This is a genomic window from Pseudomonas sp. HN8-3 (assembly GCF_020790195.1).
In the GTDB taxonomy this organism is placed as follows: domain Bacteria; phylum Pseudomonadota; class Gammaproteobacteria; order Pseudomonadales; family Pseudomonadaceae; genus Aquipseudomonas; species Aquipseudomonas synxantha_A.
Genome location: NZ_CP086206.1, coordinates 1,847,336 through 1,871,780 on the forward strand (window position 1 = coordinate 1,847,336; position 24,445 = coordinate 1,871,780).

Consider the following 24,445-nt stretch of genomic DNA (forward strand, 5'->3'; position numbering starts at 1 on the left):
GACACTGCCCCACCGGCTTCTCTAGGATGCTGTTCATGCGCCGATTTAAACAGCTAATTGCGGGGCGCCACTGGGACTCAATGCAGCCCGACAGAAGTCCGTATCCTCACCCAGGGCGCTCTTCGAAATACCGCTAAAGCGCTGGTTCGGTGTTGCCTCTCACCTGCCCGCAGACTTTTGAGGCAGAGACACGACACGATGAATGCACCACGCCCTCTCATACGCCTGGCCCCGATTACCGCGGACCTGACTCAACGCAATCCAAAAATCCTCCTGGGTGGTAAACACCAGCCGACGCTCCTGCGTTATCTGGACGGCTGGCCACGCCGTAGCGGTCGGCCCTCGGCGTTCCTGATCCAGTTTGTCGAGGACGGCGAATCCCTGGCTCGTTTTGCCAGCAATAGTTTCGACCTTGCAGTGATCCAGGCGCCCAATGCCGGCGACGCCCATGAAGTGATTCACCAACTGACGCGTATTGCCCGCCAGGGGTTGATTGCGCGGCGTTGAGCCGTCAGTCATAGACCGCTGGCGCGGCTGATCGGCGTCGACGTTGGTGGAGGGAAAGTCCCCAGGCAATCAGGCATAACAGTAACGGCATCGTGGGGATCATCAGCCCTTTAAGGTATCGCTCGAAACGCTGCAAGGGCGCGTATGCCTGGGCTTTGAGTGCATGCAACTCGATGGGCAATTGCAGGCGTTCCTTGTTGAGTGCCTGCAACTGGGTGTTGGTATCCACGGCCTGTGTGACCAGGCTTGCGTGCCCTGGATTCAGCCTTTGCCATGCTTGCTCTGTGAGCTCTTGTCGTCGCTCTAGTTCAACCGCACTTTTGCGATAAGCCTGTGCGGCTTCTTCGCGCATGTGTTCGAGCCTGTGCAGTGGCTGGGTGATGACGCGCGGTCGGATGCGCCTGAGTATCTCCGGAACTGCCAGGTTATCCAGGGTATTCAATACAAATTGCGCATTACCGTTGGGCTGAGCGTTGCTGACAGCGTCCGCGAGTACGTCAGTGTCGGCCACGACCACCACCTGGATCTGCTCGGCATGTTGCATCCCCGGTGGCTGGCCCTTGAGGCCGTCGGGAAACACTGAATAAGCGGGGCCCTCAACGCGGGCGGCAATCACGTGGCGCTCTCCTGTCGTGGCGGTTTCATCGATGAGTGAGTCGAACGTGGTCGCAGAAGCAAAGCGCCCTGCATCCAGCAGTGCGGACTGCCGGGAGCTCTGTAGCAAGGGGGTCAGCAGCGTACGATTTTTGTTGGACAGGGAGAGGGCGCCGCTGCTGGACACGGTCACGGCATCCAGGTTCCAGGTGCTCAGGTCTGTCGGGTTCATTGCCTGCCGTGGAAGTTCCAGCCTGGCTGGGTGCAGTACCTTTGGCATTCCGGGGCCGGGCGTAGCCGATGAGGCGTAAATATTATCGACCAACAGCTTGTCCGCAGGCATTTGTATACCCCATGCAGTGAGCAGCGCATCCAGCCTGGCGTTGGTCGTTATGGCTTGCGCAGCTATCTCGCTCACCGGGTCGATAAAGGCCATCAGCGTTGCGCCTCTCATTACCGCTTGCTCAATGGCATACAGAGCCTGCTCGGGCAGGGCACCGGGCTGTACGACCATCAATGTACTTATCGATGACGGCACTTGAGCGATGGTCGATGCCAGTTCCACCACGTTGAATTGTTCGCGCATCTGTTCCAGTAGTTCGCCGGCAGGTTCATGTAGCGCCAGTCCCGACAGCAGGCCGATAGTGGGACGTTCAGGGTGCATGAGTTTGTGGAGCAGGTGGCTGATTTCATATTCAAGCAATGACTCATGCTCAGGACTGAACAGGTCAATGCGTTGCGCGCTATGTCCGGCACGGGTGCCAATAAGGCCTAGGAATCCTTGCGTGTCATCCAGGCCAAACAAACCGGCTTTGTAAGCGTCTTCTGAAAAAGGCGTTGGGTTGATGACATGTAGATTGATCATGCCGTTGGCCGCTTTTTCGACTTCCTTGAGCATGTCTTCAACGCGACGGCCGTAACGACTCACTGCCTGGCTCCGTTGAGGGGCATTGATCGCATTGAAGTAATACAGGTCCAGTGGGGTTTCAAGTGTTGTCAGCAGTTGGCGCGTTGATGACGATAAGGTATGCATTTGTGTGTGTGAAAAGTCCCAGCGGATATTGGGTAGTTTCGGTACCCAGACCAGATTGAAGGCCAGAAACAGTAGCGATATGACAAGTAAGGTCATACCCGCACGAAGAGCGGATCCCATCAGTGGCTTTCCTTCTCAGCTGTTCTTGTAGTTGAGTGTGATGGTCGTCGCAAAGAGAAAAGCCAGGATCATACTTATAAAGTAAAAGCCGTCATGCAGTGTCAGTTTGCCGTTATCCATCGTGCTAAAGCGAGCAATAGGGTCAAGGGACATCAGGCTGTCGATAATCCAAATGGGTGTCTGGCTATCAAGTGCATCCAGCATTGAGGAAAGCGCGCTGGCAATCAGCAATAAGCCCAGAGTGAGCAGGAAAATAATGATGCGTTGCTTGGCAAGTACACAGATGAAGCAGCCCACCGAGAGATAACTTCCGGCCAACAACCAACTGGCCAGGAATTGTGACGCGATAACGGCATTATCCGGTGTGCCCAAATAGTTGACCGCGATCACCAAAGGGAAATTAAACATTAAGGCAATGGCGCAGACGGTCCAGGCTGCCATGAATTTTCCGACCACCTGTTCAGTGGCGGTGACAGGCAAGGATTTCAGCGTGTCGCAAAAGCTGCTGTTGTATTCATCCGACCACAACTGCGTCGATAAAATGGGGACCAACAATAGATAAAGCCAGGGGTGCAGTTCGAAGAAAGCCTGCAAATCGCTGCTGTTTCGCTCCATCCATTGCTGGGTGTCCAATCCCAATGTCGCACACAGCACGAGGAAAACCGCCACACTCAGGTAAGTGCTTGGTGAGCAGGCATAACTGGCGAGTTGACGCTTGAAAATAACAGGTAGCAGTCTCAAGCAGGTATCTCCTGGCTCAGATGGTGAACGACATCGCCCAGGCGACCCGGCTCCAGGCTCAAAGACGTTATGTTCCAGCCGCGATGTGCGATAAGCGCGTTAATCGAGGGGAAGATGGAGTGCCCGGGCATGGCCAGGACAGTCACCTTGCCCTGTGCATGTCGGTCCTCCTCGATGCCCGCGACACCGGGTAATACGGCAAGTGCGAGTAAATCCAAGGGGCTGTCTGATGCCAGGGTCACCGCCTGGAAATGCCGGGAACTGCGCTGCAGATCCGCCAGCGAAGCATCGGCGGCCAGGCGGCCACCGGCGATGACCAGGGCACGGGTGCACATGTCCGTCAGTTCGTGGTAGTGGCGGGAGGCGATAATGACCGTCATGTCCTCGGTCAGGGACTTGATGAGTGCGCTGAACTTGAGCCGTTGATCAGGGCATAGCCCTTGCGTGGGTTCATCGAGCAGGAGCAGGCTTGGGGAATGGACTAAAGCCTGGGCCAATGCAACCCTGCGCTTCAAATCAGGGGGCAGTATGTCGGCGGGGCAGTCGAGCACGGGCATCAGGTCCAGCCGTGCGGCTACCTGCTCTACCTGGCTGCGCTTTTCCAGGCCCCTCAAACCACGAATGGCCGCAATAAAATTAAGCATGTTTTTGACGGACATTCTATGGTGGGTGAGTCCGCCTTGAAGTTGATAGCCAATGGCTTTTTTGGCTTGAAGTGAATGAGTTTGGGTATTGAACCCCAGAATATTGATTTGCCCAGAAGTCGGTTTGATCGTACCGGCGATCAAGTTCAATAAGGTCGTTTTCCCTGCGCCACTTTCTCCCAGCAGGCCCACGCATTCCTGATGCTGCGCACTGAAGGAGATGTTGGTAATTGCGCTTGTTCTGCCCAGCTGTTTTGTTAAGTTGCTTATCTCGATCATGTCGTTACCGAATAAGTGTTCGGGGCGTGTGCGAAGCGGCGCTGTATAGGGAAGGGCCTTAAAAAGAGTACGTTCATTAGTTGTGGTTGGGAACGCACGGCGCGACTTATAAGAAGAATCCTACGTTCGGCTCGATAATTCGCTGAAACAATTGTTTTGTTTGGAGGGCTTATTAATGTTCGGATGTTTATCTGATGTTTATATAAGGTTTTCTCTTTTGTAACGAGGCCTGATCGCCATGATGCTTCTACGTACTCTTGTTCTTGAGCGCAGCGATGCGCAGGCACCTGTAAACGGTGCGTTGCTCTGTGGGTTTGCTGTCGCCCAAACGGCGTCGAACTTTCTTGTGTATAGCCTCGATGAAGAAGCCGAACCTGGTCATTCCAGGGTCTACATCGCGGTTCTGCGTAAAAAGCTTGAACGCTACTTCCTGGGCGGCGTTGATTCGAAGGAGGATTTGCAGGTGGCGATGCAGGTCTTCAAGCAGGTTCTGACGCAGGCGGCTGCACCTGGCTCCAAGGCGATTCCGGCTGCCGAGCCCCAGGTTCCGTTCCATTTCATTGACCTGAAGGGGTGCAGGTTGCCGCCTGCGCGACCCGAGGATCACCACTCGGTGATCATCAAGAAAGCATTGGTGATGAAGGTGATTACCTTGGGCATGTCAGCCCCTGCGTTGCCTGCCATCGAAAGTAGTACGGTGATCGTGCCGTCGATCCGCTTCTCATCGCAAATGGTTGCACCGCCACGCAACCCAACCCCACCCAGGATTGCGCCACAGCCTGTGGTTGAAGATATCGTGGAAGAACCGGTGCCATCGTTTGTGCAGATGCCGCAGGCGCCCGCTGAGGCAGTTAAGGTGCCTTTTCAGGTTGAACAGCCTGAAGTCCCACCGTTTGAGGAGCCTGCGCCGCTGGAGCAAGAGTCTTTGCTTGAGATGGATAGCACCCTGAGCAATCTCGCCAAGGTCGCTCAGGAGCTGACGCAAAAAAAACGCGCTGTCCTCGAAAAGGAAGAGCAACTTGAGCAGTGGCAGATGCGGCTGCAAGAGCAGCAAAGCCTATTGGACGAAAAACACCGAGAGCTGGAGCAGCGTCATACTCAATTGCAGGATCAGCAATCAGAGGTCAACCAAAAGGCGGAAAAGCTGGCGATGATGATGTCGCAGCTGTCAGGAGTGCGCCAGCATCTGCACGGGACGCTCTTTGGCCTGGATCAGGTCCTGGATGGCCAGGGATAAGCCGATGGGCTCGCCGCCCAGGTTCATTTATCATCACCCCCAGCCAGCCAACGCCTGGGCATGATGCCTGGCGTATTTGGCACCATTGGACACTGCCTGGGGATGCAAGCGTTTGAGTACCAAGCTGATTACCAAAGAAGGCCATGAAGCGCTTAAAAAAGAGTTGGATTACCTGTGGCGGGAAAAGCGTCCGGACACCACGCGCAAAGTGACTTGGGCGGCCTCCCTGGGCGATCGCAGTGAAAACGCGGACTACCAGTACAACAAGAAACTGTTGCGGGAGATTGACCGGCGGGTGCGCTACCTGCGTAAACGCCTGGAAGATATGCGCGTGGTGGAATACATGCCCGAGCAGGAGGGCAAGGTGTTTTTCGGCGCATGGGTCGAAATCGAAAACGAACAGGGTGACACCAAGCGTTTTCGTATCGTGGGTTATGACGAGATTTATGACCGAATGGATTACATCTCCATCGACTCGCCCATGGCACGGGCTCTGCTGCGCAAGGAGGTGGACGATGAGGCAATCGTGCACACCCCAGGCGGCGAGGTGTGCTGGTGGATCACCAAGATTGAATATGTGAAGCAGGCATAATGGCCCGTGCTCTGAACCGAGCACGGGCCAGCCAGGTCTCAGCCTTCGCGCAATACGGTCAGCGGGCTGGCATTCAGTGCGCGACGCGTGCCGAATACCCCGGCAGCGCCGATCAGCACGGCCCCGATCACGGGTAGCAGTAGCAGCCACGGGTGGGGGTGCCACGCCAGGTCAAAGGCGTAGCGGTACAGCACCCACGTCACCAGTTCGGTGCCCAATGCCGCCAGCAGGCCACTGACGGCACCCAGCAGGCCGAACTCAATGCGTCGCGCCTTGATCAGCAATTTGCGCTCGGCACCCAGGGCTCGCAGCAAGGCTCCCTGGCGGATGCGTTCGTCCAGAGTGGCCTGCAAGCCGGAGAACAACACCGCCATGCCCGCCGCCAACACAAACAACAGCACGTACTCCACCGCCAGTGTCACTTGGGCAAGGATGCTGCGCAACTGCTCCAGCAACGCTTCGACCTGCAGGATAGTGACAGCCGGGAAGGCCCGTGCAAGATCGACGATCTGTTGGTCGTGACCGGGTGCCAGGTAGAAACTGGTCAGGTAGGTCGCGGGTAAGTCTTTCAAGGTGCCGGGCTGGAAGATCATGAAGAAGTTAGGCTGGAAATTATCCCAGTTGATGGTCCGCAGGCTGGTGACCCGTGCCTCGCGGTTTTCCCCGCCGATGGTGAACAGCAAATGGTCGTTGAGCTTGAGTTTCAGGCTCTCGGCCACCTTGGCTTCCACCGACACGCCAGGAATCTCATCGCTTGGTTGCGCCGACCACCAGGCGCCTGCCGTCAGGGCGTTACCCGGAGGTAAATCGGCAGCCCAGGTCAGGCTCAGATCGCGTTGAATCGCACGGTCGCCACTGGAGTCCTTGCTGACAATCTCTTGCACGGGTTCGCCGTTGATGCTGATCAATCGCCCCGGCACTACCGGATACAACGGTGCCGCTTGCGCCTGTACTTCCAGCAGGCGGGCGCCAAAGGTGTCCTTGTCGGCCGGCAGGATATTCAATGCGAAGTAGTTGGGCGCGTCTTTGGGCAGTTGATTTTGCCAGGTGTCGAGCAATTCGCCCCGCAACAGTGCGATCAATCCCATGGACAGCAGAATCAGGCCAAAGGCCAGGGATTGGCCTGCCGCCGCCAGCGGGTGGCGCAGCAATTGGCCCAGGCCCAGGCGCCAGGGCAAGGAGGCGCGAGCCAATAGGCGTCGCAGGCTTTGCAACATCAGCAGCAACAAGCCGCCAAGGATCAATGCCGCGACCACGCCGCCGCCCAGCAGAGCGAAGGTCAATACCAGGTCCAGGCTCAGGCGCCACATGATCAGGCCCAAGGCAAACAGCGCCGCGCCGTAGACCATCCAGGTGCTTGAGGGGATGGGCAGCAAATCGCGGCGCAATACCCGCAGCGGCGGTACGCGCCCCAGTGCCGCCAGTGGTGGGAGGGCGAAGCCTGCGAGGGCGACCAGCCCGGTGCCGATCCCCGCGACGGCCGGCAGCAATCCGCCCGGCGGCACATCGGCGGGCAGCAGGTCGTGGAGGAAATAGAACAAACCAAATTGCGCCAGCCAGCCGAGCAGGGCGCCGACCAGGCTTGCCAGCAAGCCCAGTACGCTCAGTTGCAGGCTGAACAGCAACATGGCTTCACGTCGTGACAATCCCAGGCAGCGCAACAACGCGCTGGCATCGAAACGACGACTGGCGAATCGGTTGGCCGACAGTGCCACGGCTACGCCGGCCAGCAGCACGGCCACCAGGCTGGCCATGTTCAGGTAGCGCTCGGCCTTGCCCAGGGCGCCGCCGATCTGCTGGTTGCCATCGCGCGAGTCCTGCAGTCGCTGGTTGGCGGCAAGGCCAGGCTTGATCAAGTCGCGATAGGTTTGCAGCGCCGTGCTGCCTTGCGGGGCGCGCCACAGTTCGCGGTAACTCACACGGCTACCTGGCTGGACTACTCCGGTGGCGTCCAAGTCGGTCAGGTTGATCATCACCCTGGGCGTGAGGCTGTAGAAGTTGCCGGCCCGGTCGGGCTCATACGTCAGGATACGCGCCAGGCGCAGGGTCTTCATGCCGACATCGATGCTGTCGCCGACTTTCAGGTCCAGCGCGGTCAGCAGCCTTGCTTCCACCCAGGCTTCACCGGGTTTGGGGCCGCCGCCCTGCGTTTGCGTACCGAAGGGCTCGGCGCTGCTTTTCAACTCGCCGCGCAAGGGGTACTGCTCGTTGACGGCCTTGATACTGGAAAGCTGAATGCCATTGTCCGTGGCGATAACGCTGGAGAACTCCACGATGCGGGCGTGATCCAGGCCCAGTTCGGCCCCGGACCTGATTTGCTCGGGGCGGGCAGGTGAGCTGCCTTCGAGCACCAGGTCGGCGCCGAGGAACTCGGTGGCACGCAACAGCATGGCGCCGTTGAGGCGCGCGCCGAAGTAGCCGATGGCGGTGCTGGCCGCCACGGCCACCAGCAGGGCAAAGAACAGCACGCGCAGTTCACCTGCGCGGGCGTCGCGCAGTAACTGGCGCATGGCAAGGCTGAACAGGCGCAACAGCGGCAAACGTGCCATCAAGGCTCCAGGGGCGCGACCATCAGGCCGGCTTCAAGGCGGATCAGGCGTCGGCAACGGTGGGCCAGGCGCTCGTCATGGGTGACCAGTACCAGGGTCGTGCCGCTCTCTTTATTGAGCTCGAACAGCAGGTCGCTGATGCGCTCGCCGGTATGGCTGTCGAGGTTGCCGGTGGGTTCGTCGGCAAACAGCACGTCCGGTTCGGCGGCAAACGCGCGGGCAATGGCGACCCGTTGCTGCTCGCCACCGGACAGTTGGCGCGGCGAGTGGGTCAGGCGCTGGCCCAGACCCACACGTTCCAACAGATGCCGGGCACGCTCGCGGGCGTCCTTGCGGCCGTCCAGCTCCAGCGGCAGCATCACGTTTTCCAGTGCGTTGAGGCTGTCGAGCAGTTGGAAGGATTGAAAGACGAAACCCACATGTTCGGCACGGATGCGTGCACGCTGGTCTTCGTCAAGCGTGCTCAAGGCTTGCCCCGCCAGAGTGACTTCGCCGCTGCTGGGCAGGTCGAGGCCGGCCAGCAGGCCCAGCAGGGTGGATTTACCGGAACCGGAGCTGCCGACGATAGCCAGGCTATCGCCCTTGTTCAGTTCCAGGCTCAGTTCGTGCAGGATAGTCAGTTCACCTTCCGCGCTGGGAACCACTTTGCTAAGGTTTCGCGCGGTGAGAATGCTTGCGCCCATGGAGAATCCGATGCGAATGTGGTTTTTGAGTGCTGGCCTGGCCTTGATGTGCATGGCCCAGAACGCAGCGGCGGGTACAGTCCTGATCGTTGGCGATAGTATCAGTGCCGGTTTCGGCCTGGATACCCGCAAAGGGTGGGTTGCGCTGCTGGAGCAACGGCTCAAGCAGGAGGGTTTTGACGACAAAGTGGTCAACGCATCCCTCAGTGGCGACACCAGTGCGGGTGGCCTCGCACGCCTGCCTGCGGCGCTTGCAGAGCATAAGCCTGACGTAGTGGTTATCGAACTTGGGGGCAATGATGGCTTGCGCGGGCAGCCGCCGGCGCAATTGAAACAAAATCTTGCGTCGATGATTGACCAGTCCAAGGCTGGCGGTGCCAAGGTGCTGCTGCTGGGTATGCAGTTGCCACCCAATTACGGGCCTCGATACACCACCGCATTTGCACAAGTCTATGGTGAGTTGGCCAAGGAAAATGACATTCCCCTGGTGCCGTTTTTCCTTGAGGGGGTGGGCGGTCATCCAGAGCTGATGCAGGCTGATCAATTGCACCCGGCGGTCGCGGCCCAAGGCAAGTTGCTGGAAAATGTCTGGCCGGCGCTAAAACCGCTGTTATGACGCTTTTCTACCGGCAGGCTTTCGGCTAAGGTGGCGCCCCCCTGATTTGGAGCCCTCGATGTCGCGCCCTGCCTGGTCCCTGTTTAACTACCAACTGATCGAGCCGGACGAGCAGCTGGATCTGTTCGCCTGTCAGGAAGTTCGGGTGCATCTGGTGGCGCGTCAATTGGAGTTGGGCGGCTCGATCGACCGCACGCTCTGTGGCACTTTATTGCCGGCGCAGCCACGCTGGTCGTCGGTGAATCGCTCGATCTTCCAGGATCAGCGCCTGTGCCCGTTGTGCCGGGCGATTCTGGAATCGCAAAAGCGCGGCACGCCGCCGATCTGGCCGGAGCTGCGGTTCGAGCTATAAAACAGCTTGAAGCCTGGCGCTGCGAAGCCGTATACAATCAATTTTTCCCTACCCGTCGTCTTGCGAAGGATTTTCCGGATGTTGTCGCGCCTTTCCGTCGTCACCTGCTGCCTGTCTCTCGCTGCGCTTTGTGCGGCCGGTCCGGCGGCAGCCTTGCAGTTGCCCCTGCCGCCGCCAGGCGAGGACATTGTCGGTCAGGTCCAGGTCATCAAGGCCAAGTACGAAGATACCTTTGCCGACCTGGGCACCACCTACGACTTGGGTTACTCGGAAATGGTCGCGGCCAACCCCGGCGTCGATGCCTGGCTGCCGGGCGCGGGCACCGATATTGTGCTGCCGACACGTTTTATCCTGCCGCCGGGGCCACGGGAAGGCATTGTGATCAATTTGGCCGAGTACCGACTCTACTACTATCCAAAGGGTCAGGACGTCGTCTACACCTTCCCGCTGGGCATTGGCCGTGAAGGCTGGGGCTCGCCGATCGCCCACACCAGTATCATCGCCAAAACGCCGAACCCGACCTGGACGCCACCGGCCTCGATCAAGGCCGAGCACGCCGCCAACGGTGACCCGCTGCCCAACGTGGTGCCTGCCGGTCCGGATAACCCGCTGGGGCCGTTCAAGTTCACGCTGGGCACGCCGGGTTACCTGATCCATGGCTCCAACATGAAATTTGGTATCGGCACGCGTACCAGCCACGGCTGTTTCCGCATGTTCAATAACAACGTACTGGAAATGGCCGGCATGGTGCCGGTGGGCACCTCGGTGCGCATTATCAACGACGCCTACAAGTTCGGCAGCAGTGGTGGCAAGGTCTACCTTGAAGCTCATACCCCGTTGAACGATGACGGCACGCCTTCGGTGGTCGACAAGCACACGGCGGTCATCAACGCGTTGCTCAAGCGTGAAGACCTGTCCAACAACCTGCGCGTGAACTGGGACCAGGTGCGTGATGTGGTCGCGGCCGAGGATGGTTTGCCGACCGAGATTGGCGTGCCGGGCGCGGCGCCGGTGGCCTCCAGCACGCCGGCCGACCTGTAGGCGCGTCAAGCGCGAGGCAAAAAAAAGCCGACCCATAAATGGATCGGCTTGATAACAACCCCGAAGGATTATTACTTGCGGCTTGCTTTCTCAAGCATGCGCAGAGCGCGCTCGTTAGCTTCGTCAGCAGTCTGTTGTGCTTTTTGAGCAGCAGCCAGAGCTTCATCAGCTTTACGGTAGGCTTCGTCTGCACGAGCCTGGGAGCGAGCTGCTGCGTCTTCAGTTGCAGTCAGACGAGCTTCGGTTTCTTTGGAGACGCTGCTGCAACCGGTAGCCAGAACTGCGGCCAGAGCCAGAGCAGAGAATTTCAGAACGTTGTTCATCGTGTTCCCCTTCAAGGACTTTCAATTAGATGGCTACTTGCTCAGAGTGAGCTAATAGCCGGCGTACATACTACCCATTACTTGTAGTAAGTAAACTGACGTTGCGCAAGAAGCAAAAAAAATTCCTGTGCCGAATCTATTTTGGCTAACCTTTTGAAGGTTTGTATGAAAACTGTCCAATTTTTTTCATCTCGATCGACATTGGATCCAGGCTGAAAGGGCCGGCCCGCATGTGTTAAGCCTTGTAAACAGATGAAAATTTATATATCGAAGCGGGCACTTTCGTTGCCATCGGCTTTACTCCGGCTGGCATCTTTTGCGCATCTAGAGGTGACTTTAAGAGCGGCAGTTCGTCTCAAGCTTCAACTGCCGGCAATGTTCAGGCTATCGGTCAACGGTTGATCGAGGCCCTTTCTATATATCCAGCCGGGGCAGGGAATGATGAGTGCGCCTTGAGCAATTGCAGGATTGGTGCCTACTATTCCCTACGTGCTGGCTGTGAGCGCTCAGGGTTTTCTCGTTGTCGAAACCGGCACGGGGTGGCGTAGATGTTCCTTCGCCGGAAAAACATCGGTAAGGTAGGGTCAATATTCAAGACCCGCGAGGAGTAGTGATGAGCGAGGCGTTGTCCATCCACCATGACCAGGCTGGTCATCAGTTCGAGACCAATGTGGACGGTCATCGTGCCTATCTGACCTATATGGACCTCGGGAAGCAGACGCTGGATATCTATCGCACGTTCGTGCCCAACGCGCTGCGCGGACGAGGCATTGCCGCCGCGTTGACAGAAGAAGCCTTGAAGTTTGCCGAAGAGGCCGGCTACACGGTGATCCCGTCGTGCTCGTATGTCGAACGCTACATGGAGCGCCACCAGCGCCATGCCGCAAAGCTGTAACTGACCAGTTGCCAATAAAAACGCCGGGCTTAGCCCGGCGTTTTTGTGTGCGTCTGATCCAGAAAAATGCGTGGTTCAGCTGCGTTTGCGCTTGGGCAACACGTCCTTGAGCTTGGCGTGCATGCTGCGCAGGGTGTTTTCGGTAGCCGCCCAGTCGATGCAGGCATCGGTAATCGACACGCCGTACTGCAAATCGGCCAGATCCTTTGGAATTGCCTGGCAACCCCAGTTCAAATGGCTTTCGACCATCAAGCCGATGATCGACTGGTTGCCTTCCAGGATCTGGTTGGCGACGTTTTCCATCACCAGTGGCTGCAAGGCCGGGTCCTTGTTGGAGTTGGCGTGGCTGCAGTCAACCATGATGTTTGGCTTGATCCTGGCTTTGTTCAGCGCCTGTTCGCACAGTGCGACACTGACCGAATCGTAGTTGGGCTTGCCGTTGCCACCGCGCAGCACTACGTGACCGTAGGCGTTGCCCTTGGTGGTGACGATGGAGACGCCACCTTCCTGGTTGATACCCAGGAAACGGTGAGGGCTGGAGACCGATTGCAAGGCATTGATCGCCACGGTCAGACCGCCGTCGGTACCATTCTTGAAGCCTACGGCCGAAGACAGGCCGGACGCCATTTCGCGGTGGGTCTGGGATTCGGTGGTGCGTGCGCCAATGGCCGACCAGCTGATCAGGTCCTGCAGATACTGCGGGGAGATCGGGTCCAGCGCTTCGGTGGCAGTGGGCAGGCCCATTTCAGCCAGGTCCAGCAACAGTTTGCGCCCGATGTGCAAGCCGTCCTGGATCTTGAACGAGTCGTCCAGGTACGGGTCGTTGATCAAGCCTTTCCAGCCGACGGTGGTACGCGGTTTCTCGAAATAGACGCGCATCACCAGATACAGGGTGTCGGACACTTCCGCGGCCAGCACCTTGAGACGCTCGGCGTATTCGTGGGCAGCCTTGAGGTCGTGGATCGAGCAAGGCCCGATCACCACGAAAAGACGGTGGTCGGTGCCATCGAGAATGTCACGGATGACTTCGCGACCCTTGGTGACGGTCTGCAGGGCAGCGTCGCTCAGGGGGATTTCGCGCTTGAGCTGATCGGGTGTGATCAGGGTCTCGTTGGATTCGACGTTAAGGTCATTGATCGGTAAATCAGCCATCGTGTTACTCGCCAGGGTCACGGGTGCCGGCCGCCAGCCATCCCCGTGCGGCGGGCACAGCATGATTTGAATACAGGGGGGAGGAACCTTAGCGCGTAACACGGGCCCGCGACAATGGGCAAAGCCCGGTTTAATCCAGCGCCGATTGCACAACGGCCTCATGGGAGAACTCGGCGGCGTGGCGCGACACCCAGTCACGGGCCATGGCTTCCAGTTGCGCAGGTGTTGGCTCGGTGTTTTCGTGCAGGCGACAGTAACGTTCGATCTGGCACACTTGCTCGCCCATTCGCGCACCGAACAAGGCGTGCTCATCGGTAAAGCAAATACCGACGCGATAAGCGTTTTCGCCTTTGCGGCACCAGGCTACATAGCCCGGATAACGGGCGCTGGGCCCCAGGGAGGGGATATGCAGGTCGACCGCCGTGCCTGGGCGCCAGGCTCGCGGCCAATTGCAGGCGACGCCGCCGCGGCCGATAGTGTGCAGGCGTTGACGGGGCAGGGCAGGAGAGGGACGTTGGATCAACTCGACAGCGACATCATCAGGGTGAGGTAAAAAACGACCCATGTACACGGACTCCGAGCGCCGTCCGGTTGACGGCAGTGGCAGCAGTATAGTGAAGGAACTGGAATTGACCGACCTGGATATTGACCAGCAATTGCTGGGATTGCCAGGTATTTCGCTGGTAGTGTTTACCAGTGTCGGCTGCTCCAGTTGCCGTTGGGCACGCCAGCAACTGCCGAGCTGGCCGCTGCCGGTGGACCGCGTGTGCTGGGTTGATGCCGGGCACAATGGCGGTGCAGTCGAACGCTACCAGATCTTTCATTTGCCGGCGTTGTTCCTGGTGTGCGAGGGTCAGTTCCTCGGGCAATTACAGACACGGCTTACGGCATCCGACCTCGCCAAATGTGTAAACCAGGCGCTCACACGCACACCAGAGGATTTGCCATGACAGCCCTTTCATCCCCGTCGCCACGCATTGGCATTATTGGCACGGGTGCCATTGGTGGTTACTACGGCTTGATGCTGGCGCGTGCTGGCTTCGATGTGCATTTCCTGTTGCGCAGCGAATATGCAGCGGTCAGTCAACAGGGCCTGCACGTCAACAGCACGGTGCATGGCCCGTTGCACCTGCATCCGGTTCAGGCCTATGCCTGCGCCGCCGACATGCCTTCATGCGACTGGCTGTTGGTGGGCACCAAATCCACCGGCAACGTGGACCTGGCGCCTACTATCGCCCAGGTCGCGGCGCCGGATGCCAAGGTGGTGCTGCTGCAAAACGGCCTCGATGTGGAGGACAGTCTGCGTGAACATTTGCCAGCGTCGCTGCACCTGCTCGGCGGGCTGTGCTACATCGGCGTGTACCGGTCCGCTCCGGGTGTGGTCGAGCATCAGGCACTGGGCCGGGTCAACCTGGGGTATCACAGCGGTACGGCTGCCAACGATGAGGCGCAGCAAAAGGCAATTGTCGAAGAAGGCGCGGGGCTGTTTCACCGGGCCGGCATCGAGTCCCAGGCCATGGCCAACGTGCATCAGGCGCGCTGGCATAAACTGGTGTGGAACGTGCCGTATAACGGCCTGTCTGTGTTGCTGGGCACGGGAACCAAGGCCATGATGGCGGATGAGTCCAGCCGCGAATTGATCCAGGCCTTGATGGCCGAAGTGGTGCAAGGCGCCCGTGCCTGCGGCCATGAAATTCCCGCCAGCTACGCCGGGCAGATGTTTGCCATGACCGAAACCATGGACGATTACTTGCCCAGCATGTATCACGATCACGTGCATAAGCGCCCATTGGAATTGGCGGCGATCTACGCCCGGCCCCTGGCCGCTGCGAGGGCGGCCGGTTGCGAGCTGCCGCGTATGCAGGCGCTGTTCCAGGCCTTGAGTTTTATTGATCGGCACAATCGCTGATTGGGGGGAGACACCATGGCAAAGGGGTTAGGTGACAAGCTGGTGCTGGCGATTTCCTCGCGGGCGCTGTTCGACCTCAGTGACAGTCACAAGGTCTACCTGGCTGAAGGTGTTGAGGCTTACCGCAAATACCAGATCGAACACGAGGAAGAAACCCTCGAGCCCGGCGATGCCTTCCCGCTGGTCAAAAAACTGCTGAGCCTGAATGCCAGCTTGGGCCGTGCGCGGGTTGAGGTGGTACTGGTGTCGCGCAACAGTGCCGATACCGGGTTGCGGGTGTTCAACTCGATCCAGCATTACGGCCTGGACATTTCGCGCGCCGCTTTCGTCGGCGGGCGTAGTCCTTATCCTTATTTGGCGGCCTTCGGTTGTCATCTGTTTCTCTCCACCCATGCTGAAGATGTGCGCAGCGCCCTGGATGCCGGTTTTGCCGCGGCGACGATTCTGTCGGGCGGTGCGCGTCGGGCTTCGAGCGAAGAACTGCGCATCGCATTCGACGGCGACGCAGTGTTGTTCTCCGACGAGTCCGAGCGTGTCTACCAGGCTGGCGGGCTGGAAGCCTTTCAGGCCAGTGAGCGGGAGTCGGCGCGCCAGCCGTTGCACGGCGGCCCGTTCAAAGGCTTCCTGGCGGCGCTCAACCTGTTGCAGCGCGAGTTTGCCGATGACGCCTGCCCGATCCGCACGGCGCTGGTCACTGCACGTTCGGCGCCGTCCCATGAGCGTGTAATTCGTACGCTGCGTGAGTGGGATATCCGCCTGGACGAGTCGCTGTTTCTCGGGGGGCTGGAAAAATCCGCCTTCCTGGAGGCCTTTGCGGCCGATGTATTTTTTGATGACCAGGCCGGGCATTGCGAGAAAGCCAGGGAGGTGGTGGCCACCGGGCATGTGCCCCATGGCATCAGTAACGAGTTGAGAATCCAGACCGAGAGCTAGCTGCTAAGCTCATTCAATCTCCGCCATCCTGGCAGTCCAGGAGGTTCTATGATTCGTTCGATGTTGTATGCCACGGACCTGGGTTTGTATGCGCCGTACGTGATGCAACATGCGCTGGCGCTGGCGCGAACGTTCAAGGCTGACCTGTATGTGATCCATGTGGTCGAGCCCATCGGGTTGTTCGCCGAATCAGTATTACAGAGCTACCTTGATGAGAAGGCGCTGAGCGAGTGGCAGAGCCAGGGGGTGAGCACGGTCATGGCGACCATCGAACAGCGCGTATTGGACGGCTTTCGCGATGAGTTGGGAGAAGGGGAGCAGGACCTGCAATTGATTCGTTCGGTCAGGGTGATCCAAGGGGATACCTGCGAGGTGATTCTCGACCAACTGCGAAAACTTTCCGTCGACTTGCTGATCGTAGGGAGTCATAGCCAGGCAACCGGCGTGGCCGTGCCCTTGGGGCGCACCGCTGCTCGCGTGTTGCAGCTGTCTCCGGTGCCGGTTTATCTGGTGCCGTCGCTGCACCGTAGACGCAGCGAAGATAGCTGATCGGTAAAAACGATAAAAAGTTCTAGATTTATCTGTCTAACCTTTAATATAGTTATATATCGTCGCTGATACCCGTGGCGTCTATCTGCTTTGAGGGATTGATATGAAGCTTCAACAACTGCGCTACATCTGGGAAGTGGCGCACCACGACCTCAACGTTTCCGCTACCGCTCAAAGCCTTTACACCTCGCAACCCGGTATCAGCAAGCAGATCCGCCTGCTCGAAGACGAGTTGGGCGTCGAAGTGTTCGCTCGCAGTGGCAAGCACCTGACCCGCGTCACCCCGGCTGGCGAGCGGATCATCACCACCGCTGGCGAGATCTTGCGTAAAGTCGAGAGCATCAAGCAGATCGCCCAGGAATTCTCCAACGAAAAGAAGGGCACCCTGTCGATCGCCACCACCCACACCCAGGCGCGTTATGCATTGCCGCCGGTGATTCGCGATTTCATCAAGCAATACCCAGACGTAGCCCTGCACATGCACCAGGGCTCACCGATGCAGATCGCCGAGATGGCCGCTGATGGCACCGTCGATTTTGCCATCGCCACCGAGGCCCTGGAGCTGTTCGGCGACCTGGTGATGATGCCGTGCTACCGCTGGAACCGCTGCGTGGTCGTGCCCCAGGGGCACCCCTTGGCCAAGCTGCCGAAGCTGACGCTGGAAGCCCTGGCCGAATACCCGATTGTGACTTATGTATTTGGGTTTACCGGTCGTTCGAAGCTCGACGAAGCGTTCAGTCATCGTGGTCTGACGCCAAAAGTGGTGTTCACCGCGGCGGATGCCGACGTGATCAAAACTTATGTTCGCCTGGGCCTGGGCGTCGGGATCGTCGCCAAGATGGCGGTCGACACCAACCTCGACAAAGACCTGGTGGTGCTGGATGCCAGCGAACTGTTCGAGTCGAGCGTGACCAAGATCGGCTTCCGTCGCGGCACCTTCCTGCGGGGGTTCATGTGCGATTTCATCGAGAAATTCGCACCGCACCTGACCCGCGAAGTCATGGCCAAGGCGATCCAGTGCCACAACAAGCAAGAGCTGGAAGATTTGTTCGACGGCGTTGAATTGCCCGTCCACTGAGTGATTTATCGGGCCTCGGTAACCGTAAAGTGTTGCCGAGCGCCTGCCACCAGAATCTCTACCTCATCGCCTTCAAACTTGCCGAGCAGGCTTTTGCCCAGGGGCGAGCGCGGGGTGATGACGGTCACCGGTTGCCCGACCACATCGACTTTCAACCCTGCCGCATCCGGCGCCAAAAATAGCCATTGCTGGCGACCGTTCTCGTCTTCCAGGCCCAGCAGCGCACCGACTTCTATCCCGCGTTGTTCATCGTACCCTCGCAACTGAAGGTTCTGGCACAGCGTCAGCGATTGCTTGATCTCCTCGACTCGCTTGGCCTGCCCGGCCGCCAGGTATGACGCCTCCAACCCCAGGGTGTCGTATTTGTTCTCGGCGATGTTTTCTTCGTGGGTCGCGGTTTCGTAGGCAGTCTGCGCGGCGCGTTGGGCAATATCGAGGTCGGCGGTGAGTTTTTCCAGGATCAACTGGAGGACGGCGTGTTTATTCATGGTCTTCAATCGCAAAATTGCAGGACATTGGCCCGAGTCTTTTCACTGGGGGCGTTCTGGTCCTGTTGCAGCCAGAACTGGCATTTGGGGTTGGACAGGTTGCGCGCATTGCTGCGGGCCTGGTCCAGGGCCTGTTGTTGTTCCTGCTTTTGCAGGTTTTGTTGATACTGTTCGAACATGCGGTTCGGTGGCTGCGGCACAACTGCGGCCGGCTCGCCCAACTGCTGAACCGCCTGGGCCACGGGTGCCAGGCTTTGGGGAAACAGATAGCGAGTTGCCAGCCAGGCGGTCAGCGCAATGGCGATAAACCCCAGCCACACGCCTGCGGCAATGGCGATGCACAGCTTGAACAGTGACAGCTGACGGTCGGACATGATGGCCTCCTTGCAGACATTGACGGCGTGGTGCCGATTGTCGCACAGCCGCCGTGCAGAATAATCGCGATCAAGCCTTCTGCATCAGCGCATTTATGCGGACAATCGAGCCTTTGGACGATGGAGCCCGGAATGAAAGCCCGCTGGGATATTTTTTGCAGCGTCGTCGACAACTACGGCGACATCGGCGTGACCTGGCGCCTGGCCCGACAGTTGGTGGCGGAGCATGGTTGTGAGGTGCGCTTGTGGGTCGATGACCTGCGGGCGTTCGAGCGCATGTGCCCGCACATTGATGTGCAGATGGACCAGCAATGGCAAGAGGGCGTAGAGGTGCGGCACTGGCCGGCCGAGTGGCCGGGCGCGCAGTCGGCCGATGTGGTGATTGCTGCATTCGCCTGCCAGCTGCCGCCGCACTACATGGAGCGCATGGCCGAGCGTGAGCGCCCGCCGTTGTGGATGAACCTGGATTACCTCAGCGCAGAAGACTGGGTGGTGGGTTGTCATCGCCTGCCTTCGGTGAAGTTCAAGGGGGTGCAGAAGTACTTTTTCTTCCCCGGCTTTCGTCCTGGTACCGGTGGTTTGCTGCGTGAAGCCGGGTTGGTGGAGCGACGCCAGGCTTTTCAGCAGGATGACGTTGCGCAACGACAATTCCTGCAGAGCCTGGGCGTGTCTCCTGTGGGCGGGGCACGATTGATCTCATTGTTTGCCTATGAGAATCCTGGGCTGGCCGGTTGGCTGGACGTGCTCGCCAAGGATGGGCGTGCCACTCACTTGCTGGTGCCGGAAGGGCGAATTCTGGGGGATGTGCAACGCTGGTTGGGCGTGACCAGCCTGTCGGCGGGAGACATCCAGGTACGCGGGGCGCTGACGGTGCAGGTCATTGCATTCATGCGCCAGGAGCAATATGACCATTTGCTGTGGTGTTGCGAGTTCAACGCCGTGCGCGGTGAGGATTCCTTCGTGCGCGCCCAATGGGCGGGGAGGCCGTTGCTGTGGCATATCTACCGCCAGGATGAAGACATCCACCTGGACAAACTGGATGCCTTCCTTGAGTTGTACACCGCTGCACTCTCGCCTGCCGCCAAAGCGGCTGTCTTTGCGCTTTGGCAAGCCTGGAACGCTGATGGCGACATGGCACAGTCCTGGAAAATGCTGCTGGAACACTGGCCCGAGGTGAATGAGCACGCGCAGAACTGGTGTCTGGAACAAGGCTTGCAGGCCGATCTTGCGACGGCGCTGGTACAGTTTTATGAAAGTTGGATATGATACGCCACCTTGATTTTTGTAAATCCCATCCAAATTTCGGATATATGCAATGAAAACTGGTAAAGAACTGAAACCCGGTACAGTGATCCGTCTCGAAAACGACCCTTGGCTGGTTCAGAAAGCTGAGTTCACCAAGTCTGGTCGTAACAGCGCAATCATGAAGACCAAGCTGAAGAACCTGCTGACCGGTTACAAGACCGAGATCGTCTACAGCGCTGACGACAAACTGGACGACGTGATCCTCGACCGCAAGGAAGCGACCCTGTCCTTCATCAGCGGCGACACCTACACGTTCATGGACACCACCGACTACACCATGTACGAGCTGAACGCTGAAGATATCGAAGCCGTTCTGCCGTTCATCGAAGAAGGCATGGAAGACGTCTGCGAAGCGATTTTCTTCGAAGAGCGCCTGGTGTCCGTAGAGCTGCCGACTACCATCGTGCGTAAGGTTGCCTACACCGAAGGTTCCGCTCGCGGCGACACTTCGGGCAAGGTGATGAAGCCTGCCAAGCTGAGCAACGGTACCGAACTGCAAGTGGCCGATTTCATCGAAATCGACGACCTGATCGAGATCGACACCCGCGAAGGTGGTTCGTACAAAGGTCGCGCCAAGAAGTAATTCTGGCCCCGCCGGTACGCAAAAAGCCCGACCTGGTGTCGGGCTTTTTTGTGGGCGTCTGTTTATCAGACTGTTACATGCAAGCGCACATCCACGTTGCCACGGGTGGCGTTGGAATAAGGGCATACCTGGTGGGCGGCGTCGACCAGGCTTTGCGCATCCTCCTGGGCCAGGCCCGGCAGGCTGACGTGCAGGTCGATGTCCAGGCCGAAACCGCCGGGGATCTGACCGATGCCAACGTGGGCGGTGATAGAGGCGTCATCCGGGATTTTGCGTTTGGTCTGGCTGGCGACAAATTTCAGCGCCCCGATAAAGCAAGCGGAGTAGCCCGCGGCGAACAGTTGCTCCGGGTTGGTAGCCTGGCCACCAGCACCGCCCAGTTCCTTGGGGGTGGAGAGTTTGACGTCGAGGATGTTATCGCTGGAAACAGCGCGACCATCACGGCCGCCAGTGGCGGTGGCTACAGCGGTATAGAGCGTTTGCATGGGGCGTTCCTCTTTGATTGTTAGCGCTAAATATTTGCGCGCCAAGTAGTTGGTGGAGCCAATGTATAGCGCTAATGTTTTGCGCGCAAGATAAATGTTTTTGACTTGCTGAAATTTAATGTGGGAGGGCGCACGGCCCCTCCCACATTCAAGTGATTTGCTGTTTTCTAAATAGCGCTTTGCAGATTGCCGCGCAACGCGATCAGGTCGGCTTGCAGCTTGCGCAATTGCGCAAGCTGCATCCCGCTGGCGCCCAGGATGCATTGGGGCACATCCTTGGCCTTGCCCTGCAAGGCACGCCCGGCGTCGGTCAGCTCTACCACCACCACCCGCTCATCTTCGCGGCTACGGGTGCGGCTAAGCAGGCCCTCGGCTTCCAGGCGTTTGAGTAATGGCGTGAGTGAACCGGGGTCCGTCAGCAGGCGGCTGCTGATTTCGCTGACGGTCAAACCATCCTCTTCCCACAGCACCATCATGGCCAGGTACTGCGGGTAGGTCAGGCCGAGCGCCTGGAGCAAGGGTTTGTACACCTTTGTCATCAGCAACGAGGTGGAATGCAAGGCGAAGCACAGCTGATTGTCCAGCAGCAGCGATTGGCAGGGATCAGGGTTTTTACTCATTGGGGTGCCTCGTAAAAGCGTGTCTGCGCTGGAATCTAGCGGGCAAATCTTTAATGCGCCAGGTAATTTTGCCTGGCGGGTCAGATCAGGCCGCTTTGCAAGGCCAAATCCCAAGGCGGCACTGGGCTGAAGCGCGACTTGAGGTATTCAAGGAGTAATCGGCTACGGGCGTTGGGTTGTTGTTCCAGGCGCAGCGCATAAATGCCGGCGGTCTCCGGGCTGGGCAGGCCGTTTTCACAAAACAGCGGCAGCAGCTCACCCCGTACCAGGTATTCACTGGCAAGCCAGGTAGGCAAATGCGCGATGCCCAGCCCCGCCAGCGCACCGCTGAGCAGGGCCTCGGCGTTGTTGGCGCTCAGGCGGATACGCCGCGGACGATAAGTGGTGCGGCGCCCGTCGTGCTCAAAGCGCCAGGCAAACATCGGCGCCAGGCCATCCCAGTCAAGGCCGTCATGCTCGCTCAGTTCTCGAGGGTGGGTCGGTGTGCCGCGGCTCTTCAAGTAGGCCGGGCTGGCACACGCGATACGCACGATGCTCGCCAGCGGGGTAGCGATCAACCGCGTGTCTACGATATGCCCGGCGCGCAGCACCAGGTCGACCTTGCCCAGGTGTGCGCCCTGCATATCGACAAAGCTGTCGATCAGGTGCAGGTGCACGTCCAGGCCCGGGTACACGTTCAAAAAGTCCGCAATCACCGGTGCCAGGTGCCGTCGACCGAATGCCGCAGGTGCATCCACCCGGATCAAGCCTTCCGGCGCGTGGCTCAGGGACACTGCTTCCGCCCGCGCCAGTTGCAACTCACTGACGATCCGCCGGGCCCGTTCGGCAAAGGCCAAACCCGCCGGTGTCGGCAGCACCGCATGGGTGCTGCGCTGGAACAGCTGGCTGCCCACTGAGCTTTCCAGGCTGTCGATACGCCTAGCCACCGCGGAGGGCGTCAGCGGATGGCGCCGTGCGGCGGCGGAAAAGCTGCCGGTTTCCAATACGTCCAGAAACAGGCCCAGTTGTTCGGTGAGGGTATTGGGGTTCATTGGCTAGTGCTTGTGCGAGATTGGCATAGCCATTGTGCGTTGCTGTGCGTTTCCGCGCTAGAGCCGACTGCGTAGCATGCAAGGCTTGGGATGACGGAGTAGCGCGGTGTTGGATTTAGTGATGTACCTGATATTGGGCGCGGCCCTGGGCACGGTGGGTGGGCTGTTTGGCATTGGCGGCGGGCTGATTGCTATCCCGGTGCTGGGCGTGCTGTTCGGCCTGGATCAGCAGATCGCCCAGGGCACCGCCTTGGTCATGGTGGTGCCCAATGTGATGCTTGCCCTGTGGCGCTATCACCAGCGTAATCGCATCGAATTGCGTCACGCCTTGCCATTGGGCGTGATGGGATTCTGCTTTGCCTGGCTGGGATCTATCTGGGCGGTGGGGCTGGATGCGGGCGCAATGCGTATCGGCTTTATTGCGTTCCTGGTGGCGCTGTCGGCCTACAACCTGCTGCGCATGTTCACCCGCAACGCGCCGCCCACGGCGCAGATGCGCTATTCATGGCCGTGGCTTGGGGTATTGGGCGCGGCGTCCGGCTCCATGGGCGGATTGTTCGGCGTGGGTGGCGCGGTGGTCGCCACGCCGGTACTCACCAGTGTGTTCGGCACCACCCAAGTGGTTGCCCAAGGCTTATCGTTGGCCTTGGCGCTGCCCAGCACCAGCGTGACCCTGGTCACTTATGCCTGGCACCACGAGGTGGACTGGATGATCGGCCTGCCACTGGCGGTAGGTGGCCTGCTCAGTATCAGTTGGGGTGTGAAAGTCGCGCACGCCATGCCGGAGCGCCTGTTGCGCGGCCTGTTCTGTGGTTTTTTAGTGGTGTGCGCGGTGATGCTGACCTTTAAAGTTTGAAGCCTTCAACGATGTACTCCGCCAGGCATTCCGTGATCGGCGACGTCATCTGCGGGTTGCGCAGCAAGCGCAGATTCATCGACGGCAGCGGGGGAAAGCCTTCTTCGCTGCCAAGCACTCGCAGGTCGTCGGTGATCAGGCTTTCCATGCTGACCATCGCCGCCAGGCCAGCACTGACCACCGCCTGGATCGCCGCGCCGTTGGAGCTGTGATAGGCCAGGCGATAATCCCGTCCGGCCGCATCCAGTGCGGCGCGTGCCCAATGGGTGTACAGGCAGTCATCGCCGGAAATCGCCAGTGGCAGGGCATCGTGCTCATCGACACAGAAGCACGGTGACGCAGCCCACACCATGCGTTCAGTGCGTAACAGCTCACCGATATCATTACCCGGCTCGCGGCTGATGACGGTCAGCGCCAGGTCCCGCCGTTGCATCAATACAGACGACGCCTCGCAGTGCATCTCAAGCTGAATCAGTGGGTAAGCTTTGGAAAACTGCTTCAGGATTCCCGGCAAAAAACGCATGACGTAGTCATCCGGCGTGCCGATGCGTACCAGCCCCACCATATGTGGCTCGCGCAGGGTATTGAACACCTCGCTGTGCAGTTTCAGGATGCGCCGCGCATACCCCAGCAGCACCTGGCCTTCGGGCGTGAGCCGCACTTGTCGGCCGTCACGCTCGAACAGCTTGCGCTGCAACACATCCTCCTCCAGGCGTTTCATCTGCATGCTCACCGCCGATTGAGTGCGGTTGACCAGCTCACCGGCGCGGGTAAAGCCGCCTTGGTCAGCAATGGCCACGAAGGTGCGTAGCACGTCAGTGTCGATACTCGGGTAGCCGGACAATGGATCAATCTCCGAGATGTATTGCATAAGAA

At 59.1% G+C, this 24,445-nt stretch carries 29 protein-coding genes; 15 read left to right on the forward strand and 14 right to left on the reverse strand.

Annotated elements, in window-relative coordinates; translation table 11 throughout:
* Positions 1 to 198: 198 nt before the first annotated feature.
* Positions 199 to 507 (forward strand): hypothetical protein, encoded by a 309-nt coding sequence (locus tag LJX92_RS08360; protein WP_032877145.1) that lies wholly within the window; start codon positions 199 to 201, stop codon positions 505 to 507.
* 4 nt (positions 508 to 511) lie between these two features.
* On the opposite strand, the gene LJX92_RS08365 is transcribed toward LJX92_RS08360, so the two are convergent.
* From LJX92_RS08365 to LJX92_RS08375, 3 genes are read right to left on the reverse strand one after another with little or no spacing between them, the layout of a single operon-like run.
* Positions 512 to 2,254, reverse strand: a complete 1,743-nt coding sequence (locus LJX92_RS08365) for a Gldg family protein (protein ID WP_228309577.1) — start codon at positions 2,252 to 2,254, stop codon at positions 512 to 514.
* Positions 2,255 to 2,269: 15 nt separating this feature from the next.
* Entirely contained in the window at positions 2,270 to 2,995 is a 726-nt protein-coding gene (locus tag LJX92_RS08370) for an ABC transporter permease (protein ID WP_103735052.1), read from the reverse strand.
* Positions 2,992 to 3,918 carry an ABC transporter ATP-binding protein gene (locus LJX92_RS08375; protein WP_032877142.1) on the reverse strand — a complete coding sequence of 309 codons (927 nt, stop codon included), beginning with the start codon at positions 3,916 to 3,918 and terminating at the stop codon, positions 2,992 to 2,994. The genes LJX92_RS08370 and LJX92_RS08375 overlap by 4 nt, the downstream gene beginning before the upstream one ends.
* A gap of 238 nt (positions 3,919 to 4,156) precedes the next feature.
* Here LJX92_RS08375 and LJX92_RS08380 point away from each other — a divergent pair, with 238 nt between their 5' ends.
* The gene (locus LJX92_RS08380; protein ID WP_032877141.1) at positions 4,157 to 5,155 is read left to right on the forward strand and encodes a hypothetical protein; all 999 of its coding nucleotides are present in this window, start codon (positions 4,157 to 4,159) and stop codon (positions 5,153 to 5,155) included.
* 112 nt (positions 5,156 to 5,267) lie between these two features.
* A complete protein-coding gene (gene greB, locus LJX92_RS08385; RefSeq protein WP_005786387.1) occupies positions 5,268 to 5,747 on the forward strand; it encodes a transcription elongation factor GreB in 480 nt (159 codons plus the stop codon).
* A 38-nt stretch (positions 5,748 to 5,785) separates the two neighbouring features.
* Here the strand turns inward: greB and LJX92_RS08390 are convergent, their stop codons facing one another.
* Together LJX92_RS08390 and LJX92_RS08395 are read right to left on the reverse strand one after the other, a co-directional pair.
* Complete coding sequence (locus tag LJX92_RS08390) at positions 5,786 to 8,296, reverse strand: ABC transporter permease (RefSeq protein WP_032877140.1); 2,511 nt, start codon at positions 8,294 to 8,296, stop codon at positions 5,786 to 5,788.
* A complete protein-coding gene (locus tag LJX92_RS08395) occupies positions 8,296 to 8,979 on the reverse strand; it encodes an ABC transporter ATP-binding protein (RefSeq protein WP_005786391.1) in 684 nt (227 codons plus the stop codon). The genes LJX92_RS08390 and LJX92_RS08395 overlap by 1 nt, the downstream gene beginning before the upstream one ends.
* 10 nt (positions 8,980 to 8,989) lie before the next feature.
* Here LJX92_RS08395 and LJX92_RS08400 point away from each other — a divergent pair, with 10 nt between their 5' ends.
* From LJX92_RS08400 to LJX92_RS08410, 3 genes are all read left to right on the forward strand, one after another.
* Complete coding sequence (locus tag LJX92_RS08400) at positions 8,990 to 9,595, forward strand: arylesterase (RefSeq protein WP_032877139.1); 606 nt, start codon at positions 8,990 to 8,992, stop codon at positions 9,593 to 9,595.
* Positions 9,596 to 9,653: 58 nt separating this feature from the next.
* Positions 9,654 to 9,947 carry a hypothetical protein gene (locus LJX92_RS08405; RefSeq protein ID WP_003189866.1) on the forward strand — a complete coding sequence of 98 codons (294 nt, stop codon included), beginning with the start codon at positions 9,654 to 9,656 and terminating at the stop codon, positions 9,945 to 9,947.
* Between the two features lie 78 nt (positions 9,948 to 10,025).
* Positions 10,026 to 10,988 carry a L,D-transpeptidase family protein gene (locus tag LJX92_RS08410; RefSeq protein ID WP_032877138.1) on the forward strand — a complete coding sequence of 321 codons (963 nt, stop codon included), beginning with the start codon at positions 10,026 to 10,028 and terminating at the stop codon, positions 10,986 to 10,988.
* 71 nt (positions 10,989 to 11,059) lie between these two features.
* On the opposite strand, the gene oprI is transcribed toward LJX92_RS08410, so the two are convergent.
* Positions 11,060 to 11,311: an outer membrane lipoprotei OprI gene (gene oprI / locus LJX92_RS08415; protein ID WP_003172710.1), complete on the reverse strand. Its 252-nt coding sequence runs from the start codon at positions 11,309 to 11,311 to the stop codon at positions 11,060 to 11,062.
* Positions 11,312 to 11,924: 613 nt separating this feature from the next.
* On the opposite strand from oprI, the gene LJX92_RS08420 reads away from it, so the two are divergent.
* On the forward strand, positions 11,925 to 12,206 hold the full coding sequence (locus tag LJX92_RS08420; protein WP_003189869.1) for a GNAT family N-acetyltransferase: 282 nt from the start codon (positions 11,925 to 11,927) through the stop codon (positions 12,204 to 12,206).
* Between the two features lie 75 nt (positions 12,207 to 12,281).
* Here the strand turns inward: LJX92_RS08420 and LJX92_RS08425 are convergent, their stop codons facing one another.
* On the reverse strand, positions 12,282 to 13,358 hold the full coding sequence (locus LJX92_RS08425) for a 3-deoxy-7-phosphoheptulonate synthase (RefSeq protein ID WP_228309578.1): 1,077 nt from the start codon (positions 13,356 to 13,358) through the stop codon (positions 12,282 to 12,284).
* 130 nt (positions 13,359 to 13,488) lie between these two features.
* On the reverse strand, positions 13,489 to 13,923 hold the full coding sequence (locus LJX92_RS08430) for a PilZ domain-containing protein (protein WP_005786415.1): 435 nt from the start codon (positions 13,921 to 13,923) through the stop codon (positions 13,489 to 13,491).
* On the opposite strand from LJX92_RS08430, the gene LJX92_RS08435 reads away from it, so the two are divergent.
* The 5 genes from LJX92_RS08435 to cysB all read left to right on the forward strand — a co-directional run bounded on the left by LJX92_RS08435 (position 13,922) and on the right by cysB (position 17,827).
* A complete protein-coding gene (locus tag LJX92_RS08435; protein ID WP_005786417.1) occupies positions 13,922 to 14,308 on the forward strand; it encodes a hypothetical protein in 387 nt (128 codons plus the stop codon). The genes LJX92_RS08430 and LJX92_RS08435 overlap by 2 nt on opposite strands.
* Positions 14,305 to 15,267 (forward strand): putative 2-dehydropantoate 2-reductase, encoded by a 963-nt coding sequence (locus tag LJX92_RS08440; RefSeq protein ID WP_032877136.1) that lies wholly within the window; start codon positions 14,305 to 14,307, stop codon positions 15,265 to 15,267. The genes LJX92_RS08435 and LJX92_RS08440 overlap by 4 nt, the downstream gene beginning before the upstream one ends.
* A 15-nt stretch (positions 15,268 to 15,282) precedes the next feature.
* Positions 15,283 to 16,200 carry a 5'-nucleotidase gene (locus LJX92_RS08445; protein WP_005786420.1) on the forward strand — a complete coding sequence of 306 codons (918 nt, stop codon included), beginning with the start codon at positions 15,283 to 15,285 and terminating at the stop codon, positions 16,198 to 16,200.
* A 48-nt stretch (positions 16,201 to 16,248) separates the two neighbouring features.
* Positions 16,249 to 16,749 (forward strand): universal stress protein, encoded by a 501-nt coding sequence (locus LJX92_RS08450; RefSeq protein WP_228309579.1) that lies wholly within the window; start codon positions 16,249 to 16,251, stop codon positions 16,747 to 16,749.
* Positions 16,750 to 16,852: 103 nt separating this feature from the next.
* Positions 16,853 to 17,827 carry an HTH-type transcriptional regulator CysB gene (gene cysB, locus LJX92_RS08455; protein WP_005786423.1) on the forward strand — a complete coding sequence of 325 codons (975 nt, stop codon included), beginning with the start codon at positions 16,853 to 16,855 and terminating at the stop codon, positions 17,825 to 17,827.
* Positions 17,828 to 17,832: 5 nt separating this feature from the next.
* On the opposite strand, the gene LJX92_RS08460 is transcribed toward cysB, so the two are convergent.
* Complete coding sequence (locus LJX92_RS08460) at positions 17,833 to 18,315, reverse strand: GreA/GreB family elongation factor (protein WP_078820699.1); 483 nt, start codon at positions 18,313 to 18,315, stop codon at positions 17,833 to 17,835.
* A 5-nt stretch (positions 18,316 to 18,320) separates the two neighbouring features.
* Positions 18,321 to 18,689 carry a hypothetical protein gene (locus tag LJX92_RS08465; protein WP_005786426.1) on the reverse strand — a complete coding sequence of 123 codons (369 nt, stop codon included), beginning with the start codon at positions 18,687 to 18,689 and terminating at the stop codon, positions 18,321 to 18,323.
* Between the two features lie 132 nt (positions 18,690 to 18,821).
* On the opposite strand from LJX92_RS08465, the gene earP reads away from it, so the two are divergent.
* Both earP and LJX92_RS08475 read left to right on the forward strand, forming a co-directional pair.
* Positions 18,822 to 19,955: an elongation factor P maturation arginine rhamnosyltransferase EarP gene (gene earP, locus LJX92_RS08470; protein ID WP_103735056.1), complete on the forward strand. Its 1,134-nt coding sequence runs from the start codon at positions 18,822 to 18,824 to the stop codon at positions 19,953 to 19,955.
* Between the two features lie 49 nt (positions 19,956 to 20,004).
* A complete protein-coding gene (locus tag LJX92_RS08475; protein WP_003172723.1) occupies positions 20,005 to 20,577 on the forward strand; it encodes an elongation factor P in 573 nt (190 codons plus the stop codon).
* 65 nt (positions 20,578 to 20,642) lie between these two features.
* On the opposite strand, the gene LJX92_RS08480 is transcribed toward LJX92_RS08475, so the two are convergent.
* The 3 genes from LJX92_RS08480 to LJX92_RS08490 form a co-directional block, all read right to left on the reverse strand.
* A complete protein-coding gene (locus tag LJX92_RS08480) occupies positions 20,643 to 21,062 on the reverse strand; it encodes an organic hydroperoxide resistance protein (protein ID WP_005786430.1) in 420 nt (139 codons plus the stop codon).
* Positions 21,063 to 21,229: 167 nt separating this feature from the next.
* Positions 21,230 to 21,682, reverse strand: coding sequence for a MarR family winged helix-turn-helix transcriptional regulator (locus LJX92_RS08485; protein WP_005786431.1), 453 nt, complete (start codon positions 21,680 to 21,682; stop codon positions 21,230 to 21,232).
* 80 nt (positions 21,683 to 21,762) lie between these two features.
* On the reverse strand, positions 21,763 to 22,713 hold the full coding sequence (locus LJX92_RS08490; RefSeq protein WP_005786433.1) for a LysR family transcriptional regulator: 951 nt from the start codon (positions 22,711 to 22,713) through the stop codon (positions 21,763 to 21,765).
* Between the two features lie 106 nt (positions 22,714 to 22,819).
* On the opposite strand from LJX92_RS08490, the gene LJX92_RS08495 reads away from it, so the two are divergent.
* A complete protein-coding gene (locus LJX92_RS08495) occupies positions 22,820 to 23,569 on the forward strand; it encodes a sulfite exporter TauE/SafE family protein (protein WP_032877131.1) in 750 nt (249 codons plus the stop codon).
* On the opposite strand, the gene LJX92_RS08500 is transcribed toward LJX92_RS08495, so the two are convergent.
* On the reverse strand, positions 23,559 to 24,440 hold the full coding sequence (locus LJX92_RS08500; protein ID WP_005786436.1) for a LysR family transcriptional regulator: 882 nt from the start codon (positions 24,438 to 24,440) through the stop codon (positions 23,559 to 23,561). The two genes, LJX92_RS08495 and LJX92_RS08500, sit on opposite strands and share 11 nt — an antisense overlap.
* Between the last annotated feature and the right edge of the window lie 5 nt (positions 24,441 to 24,445).

Bases quoted from the DNA above. Each gene is read 5' to 3' on its own strand.
- LJX92_RS08400 (WP_032877139.1), top strand. From the start codon at position 8,990: ATGCGAATGTGGTTTTTGAGTGCTGGCCTGGCCTTGATGTGCATGGCC.
- LJX92_RS08425 (WP_228309578.1), bottom strand. From the start codon at position 13,358: ATGGCTGATTTACCGATCAATGACCTTAACGTCGAATCCAACGAGACC.
- LJX92_RS08440 (WP_032877136.1), top strand. From the start codon at position 14,305: ATGACAGCCCTTTCATCCCCGTCGCCACGCATTGGCATTATTGGCACG.
- LJX92_RS08475 (WP_003172723.1), top strand. From the start codon at position 20,005: ATGAAAACTGGTAAAGAACTGAAACCCGGTACAGTGATCCGTCTCGAA.
- LJX92_RS08410 (WP_032877138.1), top strand. From the start codon at position 10,026: ATGTTGTCGCGCCTTTCCGTCGTCACCTGCTGCCTGTCTCTCGCTGCG.
- LJX92_RS08485 (WP_005786431.1), bottom strand. From the start codon at position 21,682: ATGAGTAAAAACCCTGATCCCTGCCAATCGCTGCTGCTGGACAATCAG.
- LJX92_RS08375 (WP_032877142.1), bottom strand. From the start codon at position 3,918: ATGATCGAGATAAGCAACTTAACAAAACAGCTGGGCAGAACAAGCGCA.
- LJX92_RS08360 (WP_032877145.1), top strand. From the start codon at position 199: ATGAATGCACCACGCCCTCTCATACGCCTGGCCCCGATTACCGCGGAC.
- LJX92_RS08500 (WP_005786436.1), bottom strand. From the start codon at position 24,440: ATGCAATACATCTCGGAGATTGATCCATTGTCCGGCTACCCGAGTATC.
- cysB (WP_005786423.1), top strand. From the start codon at position 16,853: ATGAAGCTTCAACAACTGCGCTACATCTGGGAAGTGGCGCACCACGAC.
- LJX92_RS08480 (WP_005786430.1), bottom strand. From the start codon at position 21,062: ATGCAAACGCTCTATACCGCTGTAGCCACCGCCACTGGCGGCCGTGAT.
- oprI (WP_003172710.1), bottom strand. From the start codon at position 11,311: ATGAACAACGTTCTGAAATTCTCTGCTCTGGCTCTGGCCGCAGTTCTG.
- LJX92_RS08450 (WP_228309579.1), top strand. From the start codon at position 16,249: ATGATTCGTTCGATGTTGTATGCCACGGACCTGGGTTTGTATGCGCCG.
- LJX92_RS08465 (WP_005786426.1), bottom strand. From the start codon at position 18,689: ATGTCCGACCGTCAGCTGTCACTGTTCAAGCTGTGCATCGCCATTGCC.
- LJX92_RS08460 (WP_078820699.1), bottom strand. From the start codon at position 18,315: ATGAATAAACACGCCGTCCTCCAGTTGATCCTGGAAAAACTCACCGCC.
- LJX92_RS08420 (WP_003189869.1), top strand. From the start codon at position 11,925: ATGAGCGAGGCGTTGTCCATCCACCATGACCAGGCTGGTCATCAGTTC.
- LJX92_RS08490 (WP_005786433.1), bottom strand. From the start codon at position 22,713: ATGAACCCCAATACCCTCACCGAACAACTGGGCCTGTTTCTGGACGTA.
- LJX92_RS08395 (WP_005786391.1), bottom strand. From the start codon at position 8,979: ATGGGCGCAAGCATTCTCACCGCGCGAAACCTTAGCAAAGTGGTTCCC.
- LJX92_RS08430 (WP_005786415.1), bottom strand. From the start codon at position 13,923: ATGGGTCGTTTTTTACCTCACCCTGATGATGTCGCTGTCGAGTTGATC.
- LJX92_RS08405 (WP_003189866.1), top strand. From the start codon at position 9,654: ATGTCGCGCCCTGCCTGGTCCCTGTTTAACTACCAACTGATCGAGCCG.
- LJX92_RS08435 (WP_005786417.1), top strand. From the start codon at position 13,922: ATGTACACGGACTCCGAGCGCCGTCCGGTTGACGGCAGTGGCAGCAGT.
- LJX92_RS08390 (WP_032877140.1), bottom strand. From the start codon at position 8,296: ATGGCACGTTTGCCGCTGTTGCGCCTGTTCAGCCTTGCCATGCGCCAG.
- earP (WP_103735056.1), top strand. From the start codon at position 18,822: ATGAAAGCCCGCTGGGATATTTTTTGCAGCGTCGTCGACAACTACGGC.
- LJX92_RS08445 (WP_005786420.1), top strand. From the start codon at position 15,283: ATGGCAAAGGGGTTAGGTGACAAGCTGGTGCTGGCGATTTCCTCGCGG.
- LJX92_RS08365 (WP_228309577.1), bottom strand. From the start codon at position 2,254: ATGGGATCCGCTCTTCGTGCGGGTATGACCTTACTTGTCATATCGCTA.
- LJX92_RS08380 (WP_032877141.1), top strand. From the start codon at position 4,157: ATGATGCTTCTACGTACTCTTGTTCTTGAGCGCAGCGATGCGCAGGCA.